The 18,358-nt window shown below is 59.4% G+C and carries 16 protein-coding genes; 8 read left to right on the forward strand and 8 right to left on the reverse strand.

Annotated elements, in window-relative coordinates; genetic code table 11:
• Nucleotides 1-22: 22 nt before the first annotated feature.
• The 5 genes from PLH32_03720 to prfB all read right to left on the reverse strand — a co-directional run bounded on the left by PLH32_03720 (nucleotide 23) and on the right by prfB (nucleotide 5,746).
• Entirely contained in the window at nucleotides 23-733 is a 711-nt protein-coding gene (locus PLH32_03720) for an ABC transporter ATP-binding protein (protein ID HQJ63698.1), read from the reverse strand.
• Entirely contained in the window at nucleotides 726-1,961 is a 1,236-nt protein-coding gene (locus tag PLH32_03725) for a lipoprotein-releasing ABC transporter permease subunit (GenBank protein ID HQJ63699.1), read from the reverse strand. The genes PLH32_03720 and PLH32_03725 overlap by 8 nt, the downstream gene beginning before the upstream one ends.
• 39 nt (nucleotides 1,962-2,000) lie before the next feature.
• Nucleotides 2,001-3,500, reverse strand: a complete 1,500-nt coding sequence (gene lysS / locus PLH32_03730; GenBank protein ID HQJ63700.1) for a lysine--tRNA ligase — start codon at nucleotides 3,498-3,500, stop codon at nucleotides 2,001-2,003.
• 20 nt (nucleotides 3,501-3,520) lie between these two features.
• A complete protein-coding gene (alr, locus tag PLH32_03735; GenBank protein HQJ63701.1) occupies nucleotides 3,521-4,636 on the reverse strand; it encodes an alanine racemase in 1,116 nt (371 codons plus the stop codon).
• A protein-coding gene (gene prfB / locus PLH32_03740) for a peptide chain release factor 2 (protein HQJ63702.1) occupies nucleotides 4,636-5,746 on the reverse strand; the annotation gives its coding sequence in 2 pieces (ribosomal slippage) (nucleotides 4,636-5,688 and nucleotides 5,690-5,746; 1,110 coding nt in all). The genes alr and prfB overlap by 1 nt, the downstream gene beginning before the upstream one ends.
• Before the next feature lie 273 nt (nucleotides 5,747-6,019).
• Between prfB and hrpB the strand changes: the two genes are divergently transcribed.
• Nucleotides 6,020-8,551, forward strand: coding sequence for an ATP-dependent helicase HrpB (hrpB, locus tag PLH32_03745; GenBank protein ID HQJ63703.1), 2,532 nt, complete (start codon nucleotides 6,020-6,022; stop codon nucleotides 8,549-8,551).
• 141 nt (nucleotides 8,552-8,692) lie between these two features.
• Here the strand turns inward: hrpB and PLH32_03750 are convergent, their stop codons facing one another.
• From PLH32_03750 to PLH32_03760, 3 genes are read right to left on the reverse strand one after another with little or no spacing between them, the layout of a single operon-like run.
• Complete coding sequence (locus PLH32_03750) at nucleotides 8,693-8,938, reverse strand: hypothetical protein (GenBank protein HQJ63704.1); 246 nt, start codon at nucleotides 8,936-8,938, stop codon at nucleotides 8,693-8,695.
• Between the two features lie 3 nt (nucleotides 8,939-8,941).
• Nucleotides 8,942-9,106, reverse strand: a complete 165-nt coding sequence (locus PLH32_03755) for a hypothetical protein (GenBank protein HQJ63705.1) — start codon at nucleotides 9,104-9,106, stop codon at nucleotides 8,942-8,944.
• Nucleotides 9,107-9,127: 21 nt separating this feature from the next.
• Nucleotides 9,128-9,268, reverse strand: a complete 141-nt coding sequence (locus tag PLH32_03760; GenBank protein ID HQJ63706.1) for a class I SAM-dependent methyltransferase — start codon at nucleotides 9,266-9,268, stop codon at nucleotides 9,128-9,130.
• Between the two features lie 565 nt (nucleotides 9,269-9,833).
• Between PLH32_03760 and PLH32_03765 the strand changes: the two genes are divergently transcribed.
• The 7 genes from PLH32_03765 (at nucleotide 9,834) to PLH32_03795 (ending at nucleotide 18,329) form a co-directional block, all read left to right on the forward strand.
• Nucleotides 9,834-10,223, forward strand: coding sequence for a BlaI/MecI/CopY family transcriptional regulator (locus PLH32_03765; protein HQJ63707.1), 390 nt, complete (start codon nucleotides 9,834-9,836; stop codon nucleotides 10,221-10,223).
• Entirely contained in the window at nucleotides 10,220-10,471 is a 252-nt protein-coding gene (locus PLH32_03770; protein HQJ63708.1) for a hypothetical protein, read from the forward strand. Before PLH32_03765 ends, PLH32_03770 begins: the two co-directional genes overlap by 4 nt.
• Nucleotides 10,468-11,598 (forward strand): M56 family metallopeptidase, encoded by a 1,131-nt coding sequence (locus tag PLH32_03775; protein ID HQJ63709.1) that lies wholly within the window; start codon nucleotides 10,468-10,470, stop codon nucleotides 11,596-11,598. The genes PLH32_03770 and PLH32_03775 overlap by 4 nt, the downstream gene beginning before the upstream one ends.
• A gap of 348 nt (nucleotides 11,599-11,946) precedes the next feature.
• Nucleotides 11,947-12,705, forward strand: coding sequence for a DeoR/GlpR family DNA-binding transcription regulator (locus PLH32_03780; protein ID HQJ63710.1), 759 nt, complete (start codon nucleotides 11,947-11,949; stop codon nucleotides 12,703-12,705).
• A gap of 14 nt (nucleotides 12,706-12,719) precedes the next feature.
• Complete coding sequence (locus tag PLH32_03785; protein HQJ63711.1) at nucleotides 12,720-13,850, forward strand: SIS domain-containing protein; 1,131 nt, start codon at nucleotides 12,720-12,722, stop codon at nucleotides 13,848-13,850.
• Between the two features lie 12 nt (nucleotides 13,851-13,862).
• Nucleotides 13,863-15,218, forward strand: coding sequence for a GWxTD domain-containing protein (locus PLH32_03790; GenBank protein ID HQJ63712.1), 1,356 nt, complete (start codon nucleotides 13,863-13,865; stop codon nucleotides 15,216-15,218).
• A 120-nt stretch (nucleotides 15,219-15,338) separates the two neighbouring features.
• Nucleotides 15,339-18,329 carry a TonB-dependent receptor gene (locus PLH32_03795; protein ID HQJ63713.1) on the forward strand — a complete coding sequence of 997 codons (2,991 nt, stop codon included), beginning with the start codon at nucleotides 15,339-15,341 and terminating at the stop codon, nucleotides 18,327-18,329.
• The last annotated feature ends 29 nt before the right edge of the window (nucleotides 18,330-18,358 follow it).

The raw sequence follows: 18,358 nt of genomic DNA on the forward strand, positions 1-18,358 counted from the left end.
ATAGTGAACTCACCGCAAAATATCAAACAATTTTATTTGAGTGGTTGCAGGTGATGGTCTTGATCCTGCCGTTATAGAGTTCGATGATCCGGTCGGAACGGTCGGCCAGGTCGCGGTTATGGGTCACCACCACCAGGGTCTGTCGCAGCTGCCGGCTGAGTTCCCAGAGCATATCGTGCAGCTTCTGGGCCGATTCAGTGTCGAGGTTTCCGGAGGGCTCATCCGCCAGGAGCAGCCGCGGCGAATTGATCAGGGCGCGCGCCACCGCCACCCGCTGTTGCTCGCCGCCGGAGAGTTCCTTCGGACGATGCTGGACACGGCCGGAGAGGCCGACCCGCTCGAGCAACGCCAACGCCCGTTTCTGCAAGGCGCGCCGCTCCTGCCGGGAGACCAGCCCCGGCAGGATGACATTCTCCAGGGCGGTGAATTCGGGTAGGAGGTGATGAAACTGAAAGATAAAGCCGATGGTGCGGTTGCGGAACTGGGCAAGCCGGGTGTCGTCAAATCCCGAGATGTCGTTCCCGTCGATCAGCACGCGCCCCTGCGACGGCCGGTCGAGCCCGCCGATCAGGTGCAGCAAGGTGCTCTTGCCGACCCCCGAGGGGCCGATAATGGTGATAATCTCCCCTTCGACAATCTCCAGATCGATCCCCTTGAGCACTTCGAGCTGGGAGGAACGCCCCATGGGGTAGCTTTTATGAATATTCTCAGTATGCAGCAGGATTTCACTCATAGCGCAGGGCTTCCACTGGATCGAGTTTGGCGGCATGGGCCGCGGGATAAACCGAAGCGGCGAAGGTGATCAGCACCGCCGCAACACTGATCATCACGAAGTCGCTCCATTTCATCAATACCGGCAGCCAGCTGATGATATAGACATCTGAAGGCAGGGCGAAGAGCTTGTAGGTCTGCTGCGCCCAGCAAAGACCGTAGCCGACGAGGTTTCCGAGAAGGGTGCCGGAGATGCCTACGAAGAGCCCCTCAAAGGTGAAGATGCGGCGGATGCTCCCGGTGGTTGCCCCCATTGACTTGAGGATGCCGATCTCCTTGGTTTTTTCCATCGTCATCATGATCAGGGTGCTGATGATGTTAAAGGCGGCGACCATGATGATCAGACTGAGGATGAGAAAGGCCGCCCATTTTTCAATCTTCATCCAGGCGAAGAGATTGGGATTCATGTCCTGCCAAGTGACCACCCGGTAGGGGTAGCCCAGTTTGTTGGTGATCCTTTTGGCGACAGTCTCGGCCTTCTCATAATCATCGAGCTTGACCTCGAGGCCGGAGACCTTGTCGCCCATCCGGAAGAGCTTTTGCGCGGACTCGATCGAAATGTAGGCAAAATTGTCATCGATCTCGAAGAGGCCGGTCTGGAAGTAACCGGAGACGCGAAACTGCATCATCTGCGGCATTTGCCCGAACTGGGTGACGTTGGCGAAGCTGGCGATGGTAATCTTGTCGCCGAGGGTGACCACCAGTTTATCGGCGAGATTGAAACCGAGGAGGACCCCGGGCAGGGCGGCTTCATTCTCAGCAGTCACCGGCCCGAGCTGCAAGGCGCCATAGTTGATGTTTTTACCGATGTCGGTCACCTTGACAGCGGTTGCGGGATCGATGCCGCGCACCAGGATGCCGGTGGTGGCTTCGCGCGACTTGACCAGCCCCTTGTTGAAGATGTAGGGCGAGATCGCCTCGATCTCCGGTTCGCCCTGGATCTGTTTTTCCAATCCCTGCCAGTTCTCGACGCCGCGGTCGTGAAAAGTGCGCACGTGCAAATGAGCGTCGACGCCGATGAAGCGCGAGCGCACCTCGGTCTCGAAGCCGTTCATCACCGATAGGACGATGATAAGGGCTGCCACGCCGATCATCACCCCCGCGATCGAGATATACGTAATCAGCGAGATGAAGCCGGTCTTGCGCTTGGATTTGAGATAGCGGAGGGCGATGAAGAGTTCATAATTCATGATCGGGCTCTTTTCCGGTTTCGGGGTATAGAGATCGCCTTACAGCTCCGGCCGCATGGTCGGGAAGAGGATGACATCCCGGATCGAAGGCGCATCGGTCAGCAGCATCGTCAGACGGTCGATACCCATGCCGAGCCCTGCCGTCGGCGGCATGCCATGCTCGAGGGCGCGCAGGAAATCCTCATCCAGGAGCTGGGCCTCCTCGTCTCCGGCCGCCTTCGCCTTCATTTGCTGCTCGAAACGGCTGCGTTGGTCGATGGGATCGTTGAGTTCGGAAAAGGCGTTACAGATTTCCCGTCCTGCGACAAAGGCCTCGAAGCGCTCAACCAGCCGGGGATCATCGCGGTGGCGTTTGGCCAAGGGCGAAAGCTCGACCGGATAGTCGCAGAGGAAGGTGGGCTGGATGAGATGGGGTTCGACCTTCTCCTTGACGATCTCGTCGAGGATTTTGCCGCTCTCCATAAAGGGCTCGACCTCGCAGTGCAGCGCCTTTGCGGCGGCATAGAGCTCGTCACGGCTCTTGCCGTAGAGATCCATCCCCGTGTAGCGTTGCAGGGCTTCGAACATACGCACACGCGGCCAGGGGGCGGTGAAATCAAGCTCCTGCCCCTGGTAGGAGATTTTAGTGCCGCCGCACACTTCCGCGGTGATCGTTCCGACCATCTCCTCGACCAGGCCCATCATGAAATGGTAATCCTGATAGGCTACATAGAGTTCCATCATGGTGAATTCGGGATTGTGGGAGCGGTCGATGCCCTCATTGCGGAAATCCTTGCTGATCTCATAGACGCCCTCAAAGCCGCCGACGATGAGCCGTTTGAGATAAAGCTCATCGGCAATGCGCAGATAGAGGTTCATGTCGAGGGCGTTGTGATGGGTCACGAAAGGCCGCGCCGCCGCGCCGCCGTAAAGGGGCTGCAGAACCGGGGTTTCGACCTCGAGATAGCCGCGAGCGTCGAGGTAGCGGCGCATGGCGCTGACGATACGCGAGCGTGCGATGAAAGTCTGGCGCACGTCGCGGTTGACCATCAGGTCGAGATAGCGCTGGCGGTAGCGCAGCTCTGTGTCGGCGAAGGCATCGTAGGTGACGGTTTGCCCCTCCTCGACGCGCTCCTTGACCACCGGCATGGGCCTCAGGCTCTTGGTGAGCAGCTCGAATTTCTGGGCAAAAATGGTGATTTCGCCGGTGCGGGTTTTATGGACCGTGCCAGTGACCCCGACCAGGTCACCGATGTCGGTGAGATCAAAGACCTCATAGGCCTGATCCCCGACCTGGTCGCGGCGGACGTAGATCTGGATCTTGCCCGAGGCGTCGGCGATGTCGGCGAAAGCGGCTTTGCCCATGCTGCGCAGGGTCAGAACCCGGCCGGCCACCGAGACGCTCTTCTCCTCGAGTTCCGCAAAGCGATCGAGTATATCCCGGGCGGTGATATCGCGTGAAAAGGTGTAGGCGAAGGGATTGATGCCCAGCTCCTGCAGCCGGGTGAGCTTGGCCCGGCGTACTTTCATCAGATCATTCAATTCTTCCTGGTGTTCCATGGCTCCTCAAATCACTGGGTTTAGGCAGACCTGTCGTGTATATACACCCGCGGGACACGTTTGGAGACCCAGCAGGTCACCTCATAGGGGATGGTGCCGAGCAGTTGGCAGATCGAGGCGACGCTGATCTCCGCGTCGCCCTGGCGGCCGAAGAGGACGGCCTCATCCCCGACCTGAACCTCGTCTCCGGCAGCGGCCATGATCAGGTCCATGCAGACCCGGCCGGCCACCGGACAGCGCCGGCCGCGGATCAGGACCTCGCCGCGGTTTGAAAGCAGGCGGTTGTAGCCATCGGCATAGCCGACCGGCAGGGTGGCGATGGTCGTCGGCCGGTCGGCGATGAAGGTGCGGCCGTAGCTGACGCTCTCACCGCGTAGGATGGTTTTAACCTGGCTGACGGCAGTCTTGAAGCTCATCGCCGGGCGGATCTCGATGCTCTCCGTCGTCTCCGTCGAGGGATACTGGCCGTACATCATGATCCCCGGCCGCACCATATCAAAATAGCTACCTGGCATGTCAAGGATCGCTGCGCTGTTGGCGGCATGCTTCAGCGGAATCCGGATGCCCTGGCTCTCCAGCGCCTCGACCACCGTTTTGAAGCGGATCAGCTGGAGGTTGGCGAAACTTTTATCCAAGGCGTCGGAGGTGGCGAAGTGGGTATAAAGGCCCGTCAGCTCCAACCCTTCGGCCTGACGCACGGCGGCAGCAAAAGCAGCCGCTTCCTGCCAGGGGATTCCCAGCCGCCCCATGCCGGTGTCGACTTTGATATGCACCCGCGTCGGCCGGTTGCGCTGCTGGGCAGCATGGCGGAGGAGTTCGGTGCTGCGGGTGTCGAAGAGAGTCGCATCCAGCTCCCAGTCGAGGAAGAGGGGGGCATCTTCGGGGGAGAAGCCGCCGAAGACGAGGATCGGGGCTTCGATCCCGCCCTTGCGCAGAGCCACGGCCTCGTCGACAACCGCCACGGCCAGATACGCCGCTCCCTCCTGGAGGGCAACCCGGCTGACCTGCAGGGCGCCGTGGCCATAGGCGTCCGCCTTGACTACCGCCATGATACCGGCTGGCTTCACGCGGTGGCAGATGCCCTGCAAGTTGAAAGCGATGGCCCCGAGGTCAATCTCCGCCCATGTCGGCCGCATTATCGCCCTCCAGCCTGGCCGAACTCGAGCAGATAGGCCCGGATGAAATCATCCAGGTCTCCATCCATCACCGCCTGAATGTTGCTGGTCTCATGATCGGTGCGGTGGTCCTTGACCATGTTGTAGGGATGAAAGACATAGGAGCGGATCTGGCTGCCCCAGGCGATATCCCGTTTGGTGCTCTCGAGCTTGGCCATTTTGGCCTGCTGCTCCTCGAGCTTGAGCTGGTAGAGGCGGGACATGAGGATCTTCATGGCCGACTCCTTGTTGCGGTGCTGCGAGCGTTCATTCTGGCACGAGACAACGATCCCGGTCGGGAGGTGAGTGATTCGGATCGCCGAGCTGGTCTTGTTGACGTGCTGGCCGCCGGCGCCGCTCGAGCGGTAGGTGTCGATGCGCAGGTCCTTTTCGTCCACGTCCACCTCGATCGCGCTGTCGACCTCGGGATAGACGAAGACTGAGGCGAAGGAGGTATGGCGGCGCTTGTTGGCGTCGAAGGGGGAAATACGCACCAGGCGATGAACGCCAGCTTCAGCCTTGAGGTGGCCGTAGGCGTAGGCGCCCTTGACCTCGATGGAGACGCTTTTAATGCCGGCCTCATCGCCGTCCTGAAGGTCGAGGATGTCCGATTCGTAGCCCTCGCGCTCGATCCAGCGCAGATACATACGCATCAGCATCTGCGCCCAGTCCTGGGATTCGGTGCCGCCGGCCCCGGGGTGGATGGTGAGGATGGCGCTCTTGTCGTCGCCGGGTCCGCCGAGCATCCTGCGGAACTCGAGGTCGGCGATTCCCTTTTCCAGCTCATTGCTCTCCGTCTCAAGATCCTGGAGGACGCCGGCATCCGATTCGCTCTCGGCGAGTTCATAGAGTTCACGGAAATCAGCCGCGCGCTGCGCCAGTTTTTGCCAGGCTTCGATCCAGTTGCGCCGTTCGGCGATGTCGCGCATCACCTGCTGAGCGGTCTCGTTGTCGTCCCAGAAGCCGGGCTGGGTTATTTTCTCCTCGAGCGCGGCCTTTTCGTTTTCTTTGGTCTCGATGTCAAAGGGACCTCCGCAGGGCGGCGATGCGTTCCTCGTGATCCTTGAGTCGGCTCTTGATGTCGATATTCATGCAACCTTCTGCCCTTCATGGATTGAACTATATTAAACAATTAATTTACAATATCAATGGCAAAGAATCAAGAGTTTAAAATGGCAGGGAATCCCCGAAAACGGGGGTCGCCGGCACAGCTGGGCAGGATAGAGATCTGGATCGTACCCGAGTCCGCGCGCGTACTGTGCCGGTGGGCGCGACGCGAGGTGAGGAGCGATTTTGGTTGCCTGATACCGCTTTTATGCCTACTTTAGGGCGCCGTGATTTTCACAAGCTATCAGGCCTTCATTCATGCAACTTTCCTTTGCCATCGAAAAAGAGCTGCCCGCCCTGCGCGCCGCGCTGGCGGAATCGCGTCAAGTGATTCTGAGCGCGCCGCCGGGGGCGGGCAAGAGTGTGCGCGTGCCGCTCGCCCTGCTGGACTCCCCCTGGCTGGCGGGTAAACGGATTATCCTGCTCGAGCCGCGGCGGCTGGCGGCGCGGCGCGCGGCCGAGTTCATGGCCTTGCAGCTTGGGGAACGCGCCGGTGAGCAGGTGGGCTACCGCATCCGTGGCGACCATGCGGTGAGCCGGGCGACGCGGATCGAGGTGGTGACGGAAGGTATTCTCACCCGCATGCTCCATGCCGACCCCGGGCTGCCGGAGGTCGGGATGGTGATCTTTGACGAATTCCACGAGCGCAGCCTTCACGCCGATCTCGGCCTCGCCTTCACTCTCGATGTCCAGCGCCATTTGCGCCCGGATCTGCGCCTGCTGATCATGTCCGCCACTCTGGACGGGTTGGCGCTCGCCAGACTGCTGCCGCAGGCCCCGGTCATCCAGGGAGAAGAAGCAGCCTTTCACGTCCAGACCTGGTACATCCGGCCGGCGCCCGGCCGAAGCTTCGAGCAACGTGTCGCCGCGGGGGTAGAACAGGCGCTTGCTGCGGGTGAGGGCGACCTGCTGGTCTTCCTCCCGGGGATGCGCGAGATCCGGCGGGTCGAGGAGCTCCTGCTGGAGCGGGTACAAACAGGGATTTTGATCTGTCCATTGCATGGCGATCTGCCGGTCCGCGTACAGGAAGCGGCGCTGACGCTGGCGCCGCCGCAGATGCGCAAGGTCATTCTTGCGACCAGCATTGCCGAGACCAGTCTCACCATTCCCGGAGTGCGCATGGTCCTCGACGGCGGTCTGGCGCGCACTGCGCGCTTCGATCCGCGTCGCGGCATGTCTACTCTGGTCACCCTTCCGGTCAGCCGCGCCCAGGCTGATCAACGCAGCGGCCGCGCCGGCCGTATCGCTCCCGGCCTCTGTTTCCGTCTCTGGAGTGAGGCCGAGCAGGAGCGGCTGCCCGAGTTCCCGCAGCCGGAAATCCGCACCGCCGATCTGGCCTCTCTCGCCCTCGACCTCGCCCTCTGGGGCGATCCGTTCGCCGTGCACCTCGCCTTTATCGATCCCCCCCCTGAAGTGCACCTGGGCCGAGCCCGCGAGCTGCTACAACGTCTCGGTGCTCTGGATGCCCATGGCAGCCTGACGCCGCACGGGCGCCTCATGGCCGACTTGCCGGTCCATCCACGCCTAAGCCATATGATTCTCAAGGCCAAAGAGGCTGGCTGGGCTGCGGCCGCCTGTGAATTGGCCGCCCTGCTCGAAGAGGGCGGTACGATCGGCCTCCCCGCCGGCCGGACCGATCTGGCGGCGCACTTGGAGGCCTACCGCCGGGATCGCGGCAATGGTTTTGGCCGCACCCGCCGCAGCCCTGCCGCTGCGAGCTTTTCCGCCGCCCGCATCGCGGCGCAGGAGCAACGGTTGCGCGAGCTGGTGGGCCTTGCTGACGACGAACCCGTGGCAGGACCGTCGGGCGTCCTCCTCGCCTGGGCCTACCCGGACCGGATCGCACGCCGCCGGCCGGATCGCCATGCGATTTACCTCCTGGCGAATGGCGCCACAGCGGGCCTGCCGGAAGGCGATCCCCTCGTCCGTGAAGAATTCCTCGCGGTCGCTGAGGCGGATGCCGGCTCCGGTGTCAGCCCGGGCGCAGGCCGCACGACTGCAGGCAAGATCTTTTTGGCGGCGGCTTTGAGCCGCGAGGCGCTGCTCAGCACCTTCGAGGGGGAAATGGAGAGCGGGGAGGTGGTGGACTGGGATGAATCGGAAAAGCGAGTTCGGGCGCGGCGGCTGATACGTCTGGGCGCCCTGATCATCACGGAAACGGCGATAACACCGCTGCCGGAGGCGTCGGCCGCAGCGATGATAACGGGCATCCGTCGTGCCGGTCTGCAACTCCTGCCCTGGGATAAGGAATCCCGGCGCCTGTGCGCACGTGTGCAGTGGGCCCGCCGTTTGCGCCCGGAGTGGCCCACATTTGACGAGGCCAGTTTGCTGGACGAACTGGAGGAGTGGCTGCGGCCGCACCTCCGGGGCCTGATGCGGCTCGAACAGCTGCAAAAGCTGCATCTGGTTGACCTCCTGCGCGCCCGCCTGACACCGGCGCAGCGCCACGAGCTCGAAATGCTCGCCCCCGCGCAGATGACGGTTCCAAGTGGCTCACGCATCCCGATCGAGTATCCAGCGGAAGGCTATCCCGTTCTTGCGGTCAAGCTCCAAGAGCTTTTCGGACTGACCGAGACCCCGCGCATCGGCGGCGACCGCATCCCACTCACCCTTCATCTGCTCTCGCCGGCCGCCCGGCCGCTGGCGGTCACGCAGGACCTGCGCAGCTTTTGGAAAAATACCTATCCCGAGATCCGCAAACAGCTGCGCACGCGCTATCCCAAGCATCCCTGGCCCGAAGATCCATTCTCCGCCGCGCCGACGCGTAAAACGCGCCATACCAGCCGGTAAAGCCCCTGTTCTGCGCTTTCCTGTATCTACAAACGCTTCCGGATGGGCAAGGTCAAATGGAATACAGCTCTCCCTGCCGGGTCAAACTATATCCGCATTCAGCTCGACGGTCGCGGTCGCGCTGATCTGGTTCTGATCCGGCTACAGCGTATACCGCGCCTGCTGGCCCTTGAACAAGGGCTTGATATTCTTAAAGAAGAGGTAATTCGCAAGGAGGGTCAGGCGGAGCGACAGGGCGCCGACATCACGGCTACTATTGGCGTACCACTCCATTCGGACACCGATGCTGCCGCTCAGGAACAACTTGTTCCTCATGGCCACGCCAAGTTGAGAACAGTAATCAAAGATCAAGGCGATCTTGCCGGCCAGGGCGGTGATGTTTTCCACGATTCACGTGACCTGCTCTTCGGAAAAATAGCAGAGCAGCCCAAAGGCCACAACCACCACCTCCGTGCCGGCTGAAATTTTCTCAAAGGTCGGCTTCTCGAGTACCAATCCGGCGTGGGCTATCGAGCGGTCCATCTCTTCCAGCAGCCGGCGCCGGACGGAAATCACCGCGGGCTGATCGATGTCGTACTAGCGGAGCCGGCCATTGTCGATCCTGAAAAAAGTCGTGTCGAGGCCGCAACCCAGGCAGACGATAGTGCTCCCGGCGTGCCCGGCGAGGATCCGGTTGAGTTCGGAATCGGTGTTCAAGGTGCGCGTAACCGCCCTCACCGGCCATCCCAATCCGCGCTTTCAACCGGTCCAGCCTGGATGGCTCAGGGTTGCTGTGCTGTACGGTTATTCTGTGACAGTGTACAAAACAGGAATGAACACTGCAAGAAGGAACCCTGCCGAGGCCTTCCCCCGAAATCTGACTCCCGCCTATTGCCCCGAATAATACTGGTTCACCTGTTTCTCGAGATCCCTAGATGGCGGTCTATTACGGTTTGGTCGATACGGATGAGGCATGCTTTTTTAAAAAGTATATGCGGGTGGAACTCGGATTTTGCGGGACGTCACGGAAACCCTGCGGGATTTCGACTTCATTTCCGAGCTTTTCCAGAAGGTAACAGTTATTAGTACGAAAAACTTCGTAGAAAAGCACCAAATTACGAAACCTTTCGTAATTGAAAGCGTATAATCAGCTGTAACAAGGGTGCGAGTTGTGGCGAGCGCGGAAGTGAGCGCGTTGGCCGGGTGGGCACGAGTCATGGTTGAAGGGGTGCGATTCGAGGCCTGTACGGAGGCGAGCTGTCCGTTAAAGGGTTGAACATCAGTTTTTTTGGGAGAGCCGGAAATGGCGAGGAATCAAACAACGGATCCGACTCAGGCCGAGTTGGAGATCCTGCAGATCCTCTGGCAGGCTGGGCCTTCAACAGTCCGGGCGGTCAACGCCAGATTACAGGAGAAACGTCCGGTCGGCTACACTACAACGCTGAAGCTACTGCAGATCATGGCGCAGAAAAAATTGGTTTTGCGCTCGGTGCGGGGCCGGAGCCACCTCTACCGCGCCAATCTGGTGCGGGAGCAGGTCCAGGAGCGGCTGGTTGCCAAATTGATCAACGCGGCCTTCTCCGGCTCGGCGATGAACCTGGTGATGCAGGCCTACGGGCGCCACAAGCCCACGGCAATGGAGATCGGCCAGTTGCGGCAGTGGCTCGATGAAATGGAGCGAGGTGAGAAATGAAGCTGTTCGCACTGGTGGCTACTCCCTGGATTAACCTTTTGGGATTGACCCTGCTGCATTCGCTGTGGCAGGGGACGCTCATTGCTCTCGCTTTGGCCGCCGCGCTGCGCTTGAGTCGGAATCAAACGGCACGCCAGCGCTATGGCTGGTGCGTGGCTGCGATCTTGTTCTGGATTACGGCATCGGGTTTCACGTTCTTCGCGCTGACCGGCGCTGCCGGCCGGGACGGTAGCGCCGCCTTGATGTGAACCTGCTGCAAACCCTGATGGAGACTCTCTTTTTTTACCATCCTGCCCTCTGGTGGATCTCGGCGCGCATGCGCGCGGAGCGGGAATTTTGCTGTGATGACTTTGCAATTGAACAGTGCGGCTGCCCCATCCATTTGGCCCGCGCTCTGCTGGAGCTGCAGAATCTGGGGGTCCGGCCGGCTGCACCAACGCCGCTCCCCTCCGCAGCGGGTGAACTGAAAACAAGGATCGAACGGCTCTATACCATGAAGGAGAATGCCATGGATTTGCGAGAAAAAATGGTCGCAATGGTAGTTCTGATCGGACTCGGCCTGGTGCTCGTGCCCCTGCAAGGCATCAGCAAGGCCATCACCCTGTCCGATGATCACAAGAAAAAAACCGAAAAGATCGAGGTGCGGGTGGAGAAGAGCGGCGACGACGAAAAGGTGGTCACGGTCACTGCAGCCGACTCTTGCGTCGATCAGCTGGATAAACTGATCCTGATCGACACGGGCAAAGGACACAGACATATCATCCAGATGAAGGACGGCAAAGCTGTCTCGGTGACCCGGGATGGCAAGGAAATTACGCTGGACTCGCTCAAAAACGAGATGATCGTCCAGGAGCTAGAATCATGGAAGGGAGATGATCAGCCCAAGGTTTTCACCATCGAGACAAGTGGCGATAGCACCCACAAGCAGGTCAACGTCCGGGTGAAAAAGGGAGAGAGGAATGTGGCACTCTGGACGGTGCAGGAGGATGAGGGCAAGACCATCCACCTGGAATCCGGCACCGGGGACAGCCTCCACAGGATCATCCACCTGAAGGTAGTGGATGAATCCGACTCGACCGGTGAACACACGAAAGCGGTCAAAAAGCGGGTGACCATGATCGGCAGGCCGGAGACCAGTGGCCAGCATACCACCAAGCATGACCGTATCAGCGAGAAGATCCGCAAGGAGCTTCTCAACGACGGGATCATCAAGGGCGGTGGCGCGGTGGAATTCAAATTGACCGATAAAGAACTTGTCGTCAACGGTATCAAGCAGTCCGATGCCGCACACAAAAAGTATCTCAAGATCCTCAGCAAGCGTATGGGCCTCGAGGACGACGACAGGATGGAAGTCAAGCTCAATTTCAAGGAGTAAATCGCTTCGACAGCAGGACGGCGGTGGCCACCCTGGAGACAGTCAAAGGCCGCTTGGAATGCCCCCGACGAATCCGACCATTTTATCCGCCGACCGGTGCTGATGCCGCGTCTGATGATCGGCGCCGCTTTTCCCATCTAATCCCCCGCAGGGGAGCCTCGCCTGGCTCCCCTTTTTCTTTCCCCTCAGCAGAATTTAATTAAAAAATCAAAAAAAACACTTGCATGGTAAAATGGAATGTGTATATTAAAACGAAAGGATAAATCATAAAAAGAAATATATCGTAACTTAGCAAGGCCTAAACCACAATGATTTGAAACATCTTTTCTTTTTTCGCCGGATTTTATCATGCTAAATGAAGAACGGCGCAATGCCATTCTCGAAATCCTCTCACAACATCACCGTATCCTTGTATCGGAACTCTCCACCCGATTTTCGACCTCCCCGGTAACCATTCGCAAAGACCTGGAAATCCTCGAACGCCGCGGTTCGCTGCATCGCGTGCATGGCGGCGCCATCGCCGCTAATCCTTCAGTGCTCGATCTGGCATTGACCGAGAAGGAGCGCCTGAACACCCGGGAGAAGGAGCGCATTGCGCGCGCCGCCCTGCAGCTCATCGAGGAGGGTGATGTGATCATCCTGGATTCCGGTTCAACTACCATGGCCATCGCCCGGCAGCTGAAGAGCCGCAAGGGGATCACCATCATCACCAACGCGGTGAACATCGCCTCGGAGCTGGCAGGGAGCGAGAATGAGGTCATCCTGATCGGCGGCACGGTGAGGGAAAAATCCTTCTCCCTGGTTGGTCCGCTCTCTGAGAACGCCATGGCCCGACTGACAGCCGACAAGCTTTTTCTCGGAGTGGACGGCATCAATTTCGAGTATGGTTTCACGACGCCCAATCTGCTGGAGGCCAACATCAACCGGCTGATGGTGCGGGCGGCGACGCAGGTTATTGTAACCGCCGATTATTCCAAATTTGGACGCAAGAGCATGGGCGTGATCGCTGATCTAACAGAGGCCCACAAGATCATCACCGACAGTCGGATTACGGAAACTGATCTGCAGCGGCTGCGCGTTCTGGGGATCGAGGTCATTGTTGCCTGAAAGGATGCAATGAAATGGATCTGACCCAGTTTCAGGATGGCCATACCTTTAAGGAAATCATGCGTCAGCCGGAGATCTGGCGGGAAGCGATGGCCGATATGTCCAGGCGCAGGCATGAGATGAGGGGATGGCTTGACGAGCATCAACAGCGCGTCTGGATTTTTACCGGGTGCGGGACCTCCTATTATCTGTCACAAACGGGAGCGGCCCTCTTTGAGCTAGTGACCGGCTTGCGGACGCGCGCCGTGCCTGCTTCCGAGATTCTCATCTATCCCCAGCTGGTATTCAACCGCCATGAGCAGCCTTTGCTCGTGGCCATTTCGCGCTCGGGCACCACCACCGAAACCCTCCGCGCCGTAAAAAAGGCGCGATCCAAGTATGGGGTGCCGGTGCTCTCGGTCTCTTGTGACGCCGCCTCGCCCCTGATGCGGGAGGGCGATCTTCGTCTGACCTTTCCCTTTCCAGCCGAACGCAGCGTCGTGATGACGGGATCGTTCACCACGATGCTGCTGGGCATCCTCTATCTCGGCCTGCAGGCGGCCGGCCAGGAGCAGCGGCTCGCCCTGTTGGAACTGATTCCCGAAGCCTGCGCCGCTCTGATCGCCGACAGCCAATCCAGGATTGCTGCGGTGGCCGACAGACCCTCCTCCGATTTTGTCTTCCTGGCGCAGGGTCCTTATCTCGGGCTCGCCAACGAAGCCTCCCTGAAGATGAAAGAGATGTCGATTTCGCCATCGGTATGCTACCATGCGCTGGAATTTCGCCACGGCCCGATGTCGGTCGTCTCGGAGGAAACCCTGATTACGGTGCTGCTTTCGGATTCGGGCCGTGCGCTGGAGCTGCGGGTTGCCGCCGACATGAAAAAACTCGGCGCTGAGGTGGCGCTCCTGCACGCTGCGGCCGGATCGCTCGAAGCGCCTTTTGTCGACCACAACTTTGCGGTCCCCAGTCGATTTGGCGATCTATTCAATCCGTTCCTCTATATGCCGCTGCTGCAGCTCCTCGGTTATTTTCATGCCCGCTGCAAAGGCATCCATCCCGACCGGCCGCGGAATCTGACGGCTGTTGTCACCCTGGATGATGCCGGCGGGCTGGTGCTGGAAGAATCGGCGGGCGGCCACCGCTCATCTGGTCATGGATATTAGCGGGCGGCCGAGATGAAGAGACCCACAAAAATCCTGCTGCTCCGGTTATGGATCGGCCTGGCGGTGCTGATGGCTCTGGCTGCCAGCTTGGGTGCGCAACCGGTGCATCCTTTCACGACGCCGATCAGAAGCAGCGGCACACTTCCCTTTTACCTCGATGCCTGCCAGTTTGCTGCTGCGGACGGCCGGACCCGTCTCGAATTCCCTTATGCCATCCTTTTGCAGCCCGATGCATCAGGCGACAGTGCCATCCTTCAGATCGACCTCGAGGTGTCGCGTTCCTCCGGGATCCTGGCGGCGTGGCATGAACAGCGCCGCCTGAAAGCCTCTGCTGAAAGCCTCTTCACCTTCCTGGATCTGAAACGATGCGAACTCCGTGGCGATACGGTTGACGTGCGCATGACGGTCCGGGAGGCCGGCGGCGACCGGGAGGGACGGATCGAGACGAGGCTGCCTGTGCGTGATTTTGGGGAAGGCCTGTCGGTGAGCGACCTGCTCTTCGTCCGCTCCATCCTTCGGCCAGAGAAGAACAGCGATCCCACTTTCCTGCGCGGCGGTGTGCTCATGCTGCCCGATCCGCTGCACGCTTGCGGCGGCTCCGCCTCCCCGGCCAGGGCTTCTTTCTATTTCGAGATCAATCATCTGGATGCGGTTGCTGGTGCGGATTCGAACCACTACGCCTTGCACATCACCCTCTCTGATCTTTCGGGTCGAGCGCTGCGCACGGAAGAGAGAGCGGGATTACCCGTGGTACAGGCCAACACGGCGCGGGTGGAAAAGTTCGATCTCGCCGGCATTCCCGCCGGCACGTACCGGCTCGAGCTCACCGTGACGGAGCAGCGCTCGGGCGCCAGTGCGGCTGCCAGCCGCGGCTTTACGGTGCGCGGCCGTGCAGCCGGAGAGGTGGCCCAGCTGCCGATGACGCCTGAGGATCAGAAGCGCTACCTGGAACAGTTGAGTTTCATCGCCTCGCGGGCGGAGATTACACTCTTTAAAAAGCTGGACATCAAGGGCAAGCAGGAGTTTCTTCTCCGTTTCTGGCAGGAGAAAGATCCGACGCCGGAGACTCCGGAGAATGAATTCATGACCGGTTATTTCGCACGGCTTGCGGAGGCCCGGAGCCGTTTCAAGGGAGGGCTCCAGTCCGACATGGCACGCATCTATCTGCGCTATGGGGCTCCGGTGGAGATCGAGCGCAATGCCTCCAGCACGCGCTATAGCAAGCCGGTTGAGATCTGGACTTATGGTCTGAACGGCAGCACGCAATTCGTCTTTGTGGACCGCAATAACGATGGTCGCTGGGTACTGGTGCATTCCAATCATCCTGATGAATTTTCAAATGCTGGGTGGGAAAAGGATATTCAGTAGCCAAAGAATGGAGGTGATGACACTTCCTGATCGGTATCGTATCGAGTGAGGGGCGATCAGTGGTACCCCCGCGCCTGTGGGCGTGCGGGGCCCGTGTACCCTAACAAAGGAGTCATTGACATGAGAGGCCTCAAACAATCGGTTCCTTTCCTTATCATCCTTCTTCTGATCTTGATCGCTGCGAATGGCCTCGAGGCCGCAGCAACGGGCAAGATCAGCGGCCGGGTCATGGATCGGGCGACGAAAGAGCCGCTTCCTGGCGCGAATGTGATGATCAGGGAAACCCGTCTGGGAGCGGTTACGGATCCTGACGGTTACTATTTCATTATCAATGTTCCGCCCGGCACATACCGGCTTCAGGCTTCGCTGGTCGGGTATGCCACGGTGGTGCTGCAGGATCTGGTCGTCAATATCAATCAGACGACCAACGCGGATTTCACCTTGCCGCAGCAGGCTATCGCCGGGGAGACGGTGGTGGTGCAAGCCACGCGGCCGGCGATCCAGCGGGACATTTCCTCCAGTCAGGTGATCGTCTCGGAAGAGGCGATCCAGAGCCGGCCGTTGGAGAATCTCGAGCAGCTGTTGTCGACCGAGGCCGGCATCAATCTCACTGCCGGCACGGATGGCACGGGACTCATCGTCCGCGGCGGTGGCCTGGAGGAGACGGACATCGTTATTGATGGTTTGTCAACGCGCAACGAGCGCAACCAGCAGCCGCTGACCACTCTCAGCCTGACGGCGATCAAGGAGATCGAGGTACTCACCGGAGGTTTCAATGCCGAGTACGGTGACATTCGTTCGGGCATGATCAGCGTCATCACCAAGGAAGGAAGCCTTGACCGCTATTCGGTCAATGCCGATCTGCGCATGAGTCCCCCGGCGCGGAAGCATTTTGGCGCCAGTCCCTTCAGTATCGACGGCCCCTTCTGGCGCACCTATGCCGGGCCGGATGCCTTTACCGGAGTGACACAGGCGATGGTGAACGCTGGCCGCTATCCTTTCACCTTTGTCGGTTGGAATGAGGTGGCGCGCCAGTTCGCCGCGGATCCGGATCCCAACAACGATGTGACCCCGCAGGAAGCGCTGGAGATCTGGAAGTGGCAGCACCGCATCCGCAAATATGCGGATCAACCCGATTACATTGGCGATATTTCGATCAGCGGCCCCATCCCGAAGACCGGGATCGCCTTTCTGGCCTCCCAACGCTACGAGGATCTGCAGTTGATGTATCCCTTCAGCCGCAACAATTCGGTCGCCAGCACCACCCTGCTCAAGCTGACAACCAATCTCACACCCAAAATGAAACTCTCCTTCAACAATCAGTACATGGTATTGAATGGTGTTTCCGGTACGATCTACGAGGGCTCGACCGGCATCATCACCGGTACGCGGGAGGGCAACGAGTATGCGCGCAATGCCTTTTTCTGGCGCTACATTTGGAACGATGCCTCCTTCAATCCGGTGAATGTCCAGCAGTACCGCGGCGGTTTGAGCCTCACGCATGTGCTCAATCCGCAAACCTATTACGATGCGCGGATTGAATACACCAATTACCGCATCGTGCAGGAACCGATCGGCCTGCGTGATACCACCGGCATCAAAAAAATCGGTAACAAATGGTATGACGAGGCTCCCTGGGGCTATGTCGGCAGCAAGATCGGCTCCATCACCGAGAAGTATGACATCCTCGGCGATTTTCTGATGTCGGGCGGTGGACGCGGCCAGGACCATTCCCGCTATTGGGGTGTGCGTTTCAGTGGGGACCTGGTTTCGCAGATCAACCGACATAACGAGGTGAAAACGGGTTTCGAGATGGATTACACCACTTTCAAGGAACGCCGTGAAATCAACCATGGGCAAACCACCCAGCCCTATACGGAAGCCCCCGAGAACTGGTGGTATTACAACCAGTCCCCCGTCAAGGTGGGCGCCTATGTGCAAGACAAGCTCGAGTATATGGGCATGATCGCCAACCTCGGCGTCCGCATGGATTACTTGCAGCCGGGAACCTCGCCCTACAATCTCAGTCCCCAGTTCATCTTCAGTCAACTGCCTTATAACATGCTCGCCTTCCAGGCGGCAGGCAACAGCTTCAGCCAGTTCACCACCAAGGACAAGGCCTACAAGCTCTATTTCAGCCCGCGCCTCGGCATATCGCATCCGGTGACGGCTTCGAGCAAGATCTTTTTCAATTATGGCCATTTCTACCAGCCGCCGCAGACCGATTATCTCTACACGGTCCGGCCGCGCAGCAGCGGCGCGGAGCTTCCCAATCTCGGTGCGGAGTGGCCGCGAACGGTGGCCTATGAAATCGGAATCGAGCAGAGCTTCGCCCAGTCCATGCTGCTGCGCTTCATGGGGTATTACAAGGATGTCACCAACCAGCTCAGCCGTCAGGACATTGTGGCAATTGATGAAGCCAGCGAGGTCTCGACCTGGGCCAACAACAGTTACGCGGACATCCGCGGCCTGGAGTTGCGCCTCGAAAAACGCCAGGGCACCTGGTGGTATGGCTATGTAACCGCAGAATACATGGTGCGCAGCACCGGCTTCACCGGCCTGCGTTACATCTATGAAGACCGGCAGCTGGCGCGGGAGCAGCGCGAAAACACCACCCAGCAGCGTGGCTACCCGGTGCCTTCGATCACCATTGATCTCACCTTCAAGTCACCGGCTGATTTCGGGCCTCGTTTCGCCGGCATCCGGCCGTTGGGCAACTGGCAGCTCAATGTTCTGCAAGGCTGGTCGGCCGGCGGCAAGGAACTCCTCAATCCCGATGCCATGCTGAGTGAGCAGCATTGGGCATCCTCGATCGACTGGTGGAACACGGACCTTCTACTCGAAAAGCGATTCGATTTCGCCCGCAAGCGCTTCGGCTTTTTCATGCAGATGCGCAATGTTTTTAATTACAAAGGGTACGTCAACCCCTTTTACTGGAACAAGTACGTCGATTCCCTCCATTTTCCCTGGGAAAAGGGCGAGCAGAAAGGCAATGATAAACTCGGTGAAGGTCCCAGCGCCGACAAGCCCTATATCGATGTGGGCTGGAACGATTGGTCGCATTATATCAATCCCAGGGACGTTTTCTTCGGCATCAGGATTCAGTTCTAACCGCCCAATCATAACAGGAGGTCGAAACG

It is taken from the genome of bacterium (assembly GCA_035419245.1).
In the GTDB taxonomy this organism is placed as follows: Bacteria; Zhuqueibacterota; Zhuqueibacteria; order Residuimicrobiales; family Residuimicrobiaceae; genus JAKPUX01.

Coding starts and splice junctions, on each gene's coding strand:
- PLH32_03720 (HQJ63698.1), bottom strand. CDS start 733: ATGAGTGAAATCCTGCTGCATACTGAGAATATTCATAAAAGCTACCCC.
- PLH32_03725 (HQJ63699.1), bottom strand. CDS start 1,961: ATGAATTATGAACTCTTCATCGCCCTCCGCTATCTCAAATCCAAGCGC.
- lysS (HQJ63700.1), bottom strand. CDS start 3,500: ATGGAACACCAGGAAGAATTGAATGATCTGATGAAAGTACGCCGGGCC.
- alr (HQJ63701.1), bottom strand. CDS start 4,636: ATGCGGCCGACATGGGCGGAGATTGACCTCGGGGCCATCGCTTTCAAC.
- hrpB (HQJ63703.1), top strand. CDS start 6,020: ATGCAACTTTCCTTTGCCATCGAAAAAGAGCTGCCCGCCCTGCGCGCC.
- PLH32_03765 (HQJ63707.1), top strand. CDS start 9,834: ATGGCGAGGAATCAAACAACGGATCCGACTCAGGCCGAGTTGGAGATC.
- PLH32_03770 (HQJ63708.1), top strand. CDS start 10,220: ATGAAGCTGTTCGCACTGGTGGCTACTCCCTGGATTAACCTTTTGGGA.
- PLH32_03780 (HQJ63710.1), top strand. CDS start 11,947: ATGCTAAATGAAGAACGGCGCAATGCCATTCTCGAAATCCTCTCACAA.
- PLH32_03785 (HQJ63711.1), top strand. CDS start 12,720: ATGGATCTGACCCAGTTTCAGGATGGCCATACCTTTAAGGAAATCATG.
- PLH32_03790 (HQJ63712.1), top strand. CDS start 13,863: ATGAAGAGACCCACAAAAATCCTGCTGCTCCGGTTATGGATCGGCCTG.
- PLH32_03795 (HQJ63713.1), top strand. CDS start 15,339: ATGAGAGGCCTCAAACAATCGGTTCCTTTCCTTATCATCCTTCTTCTG.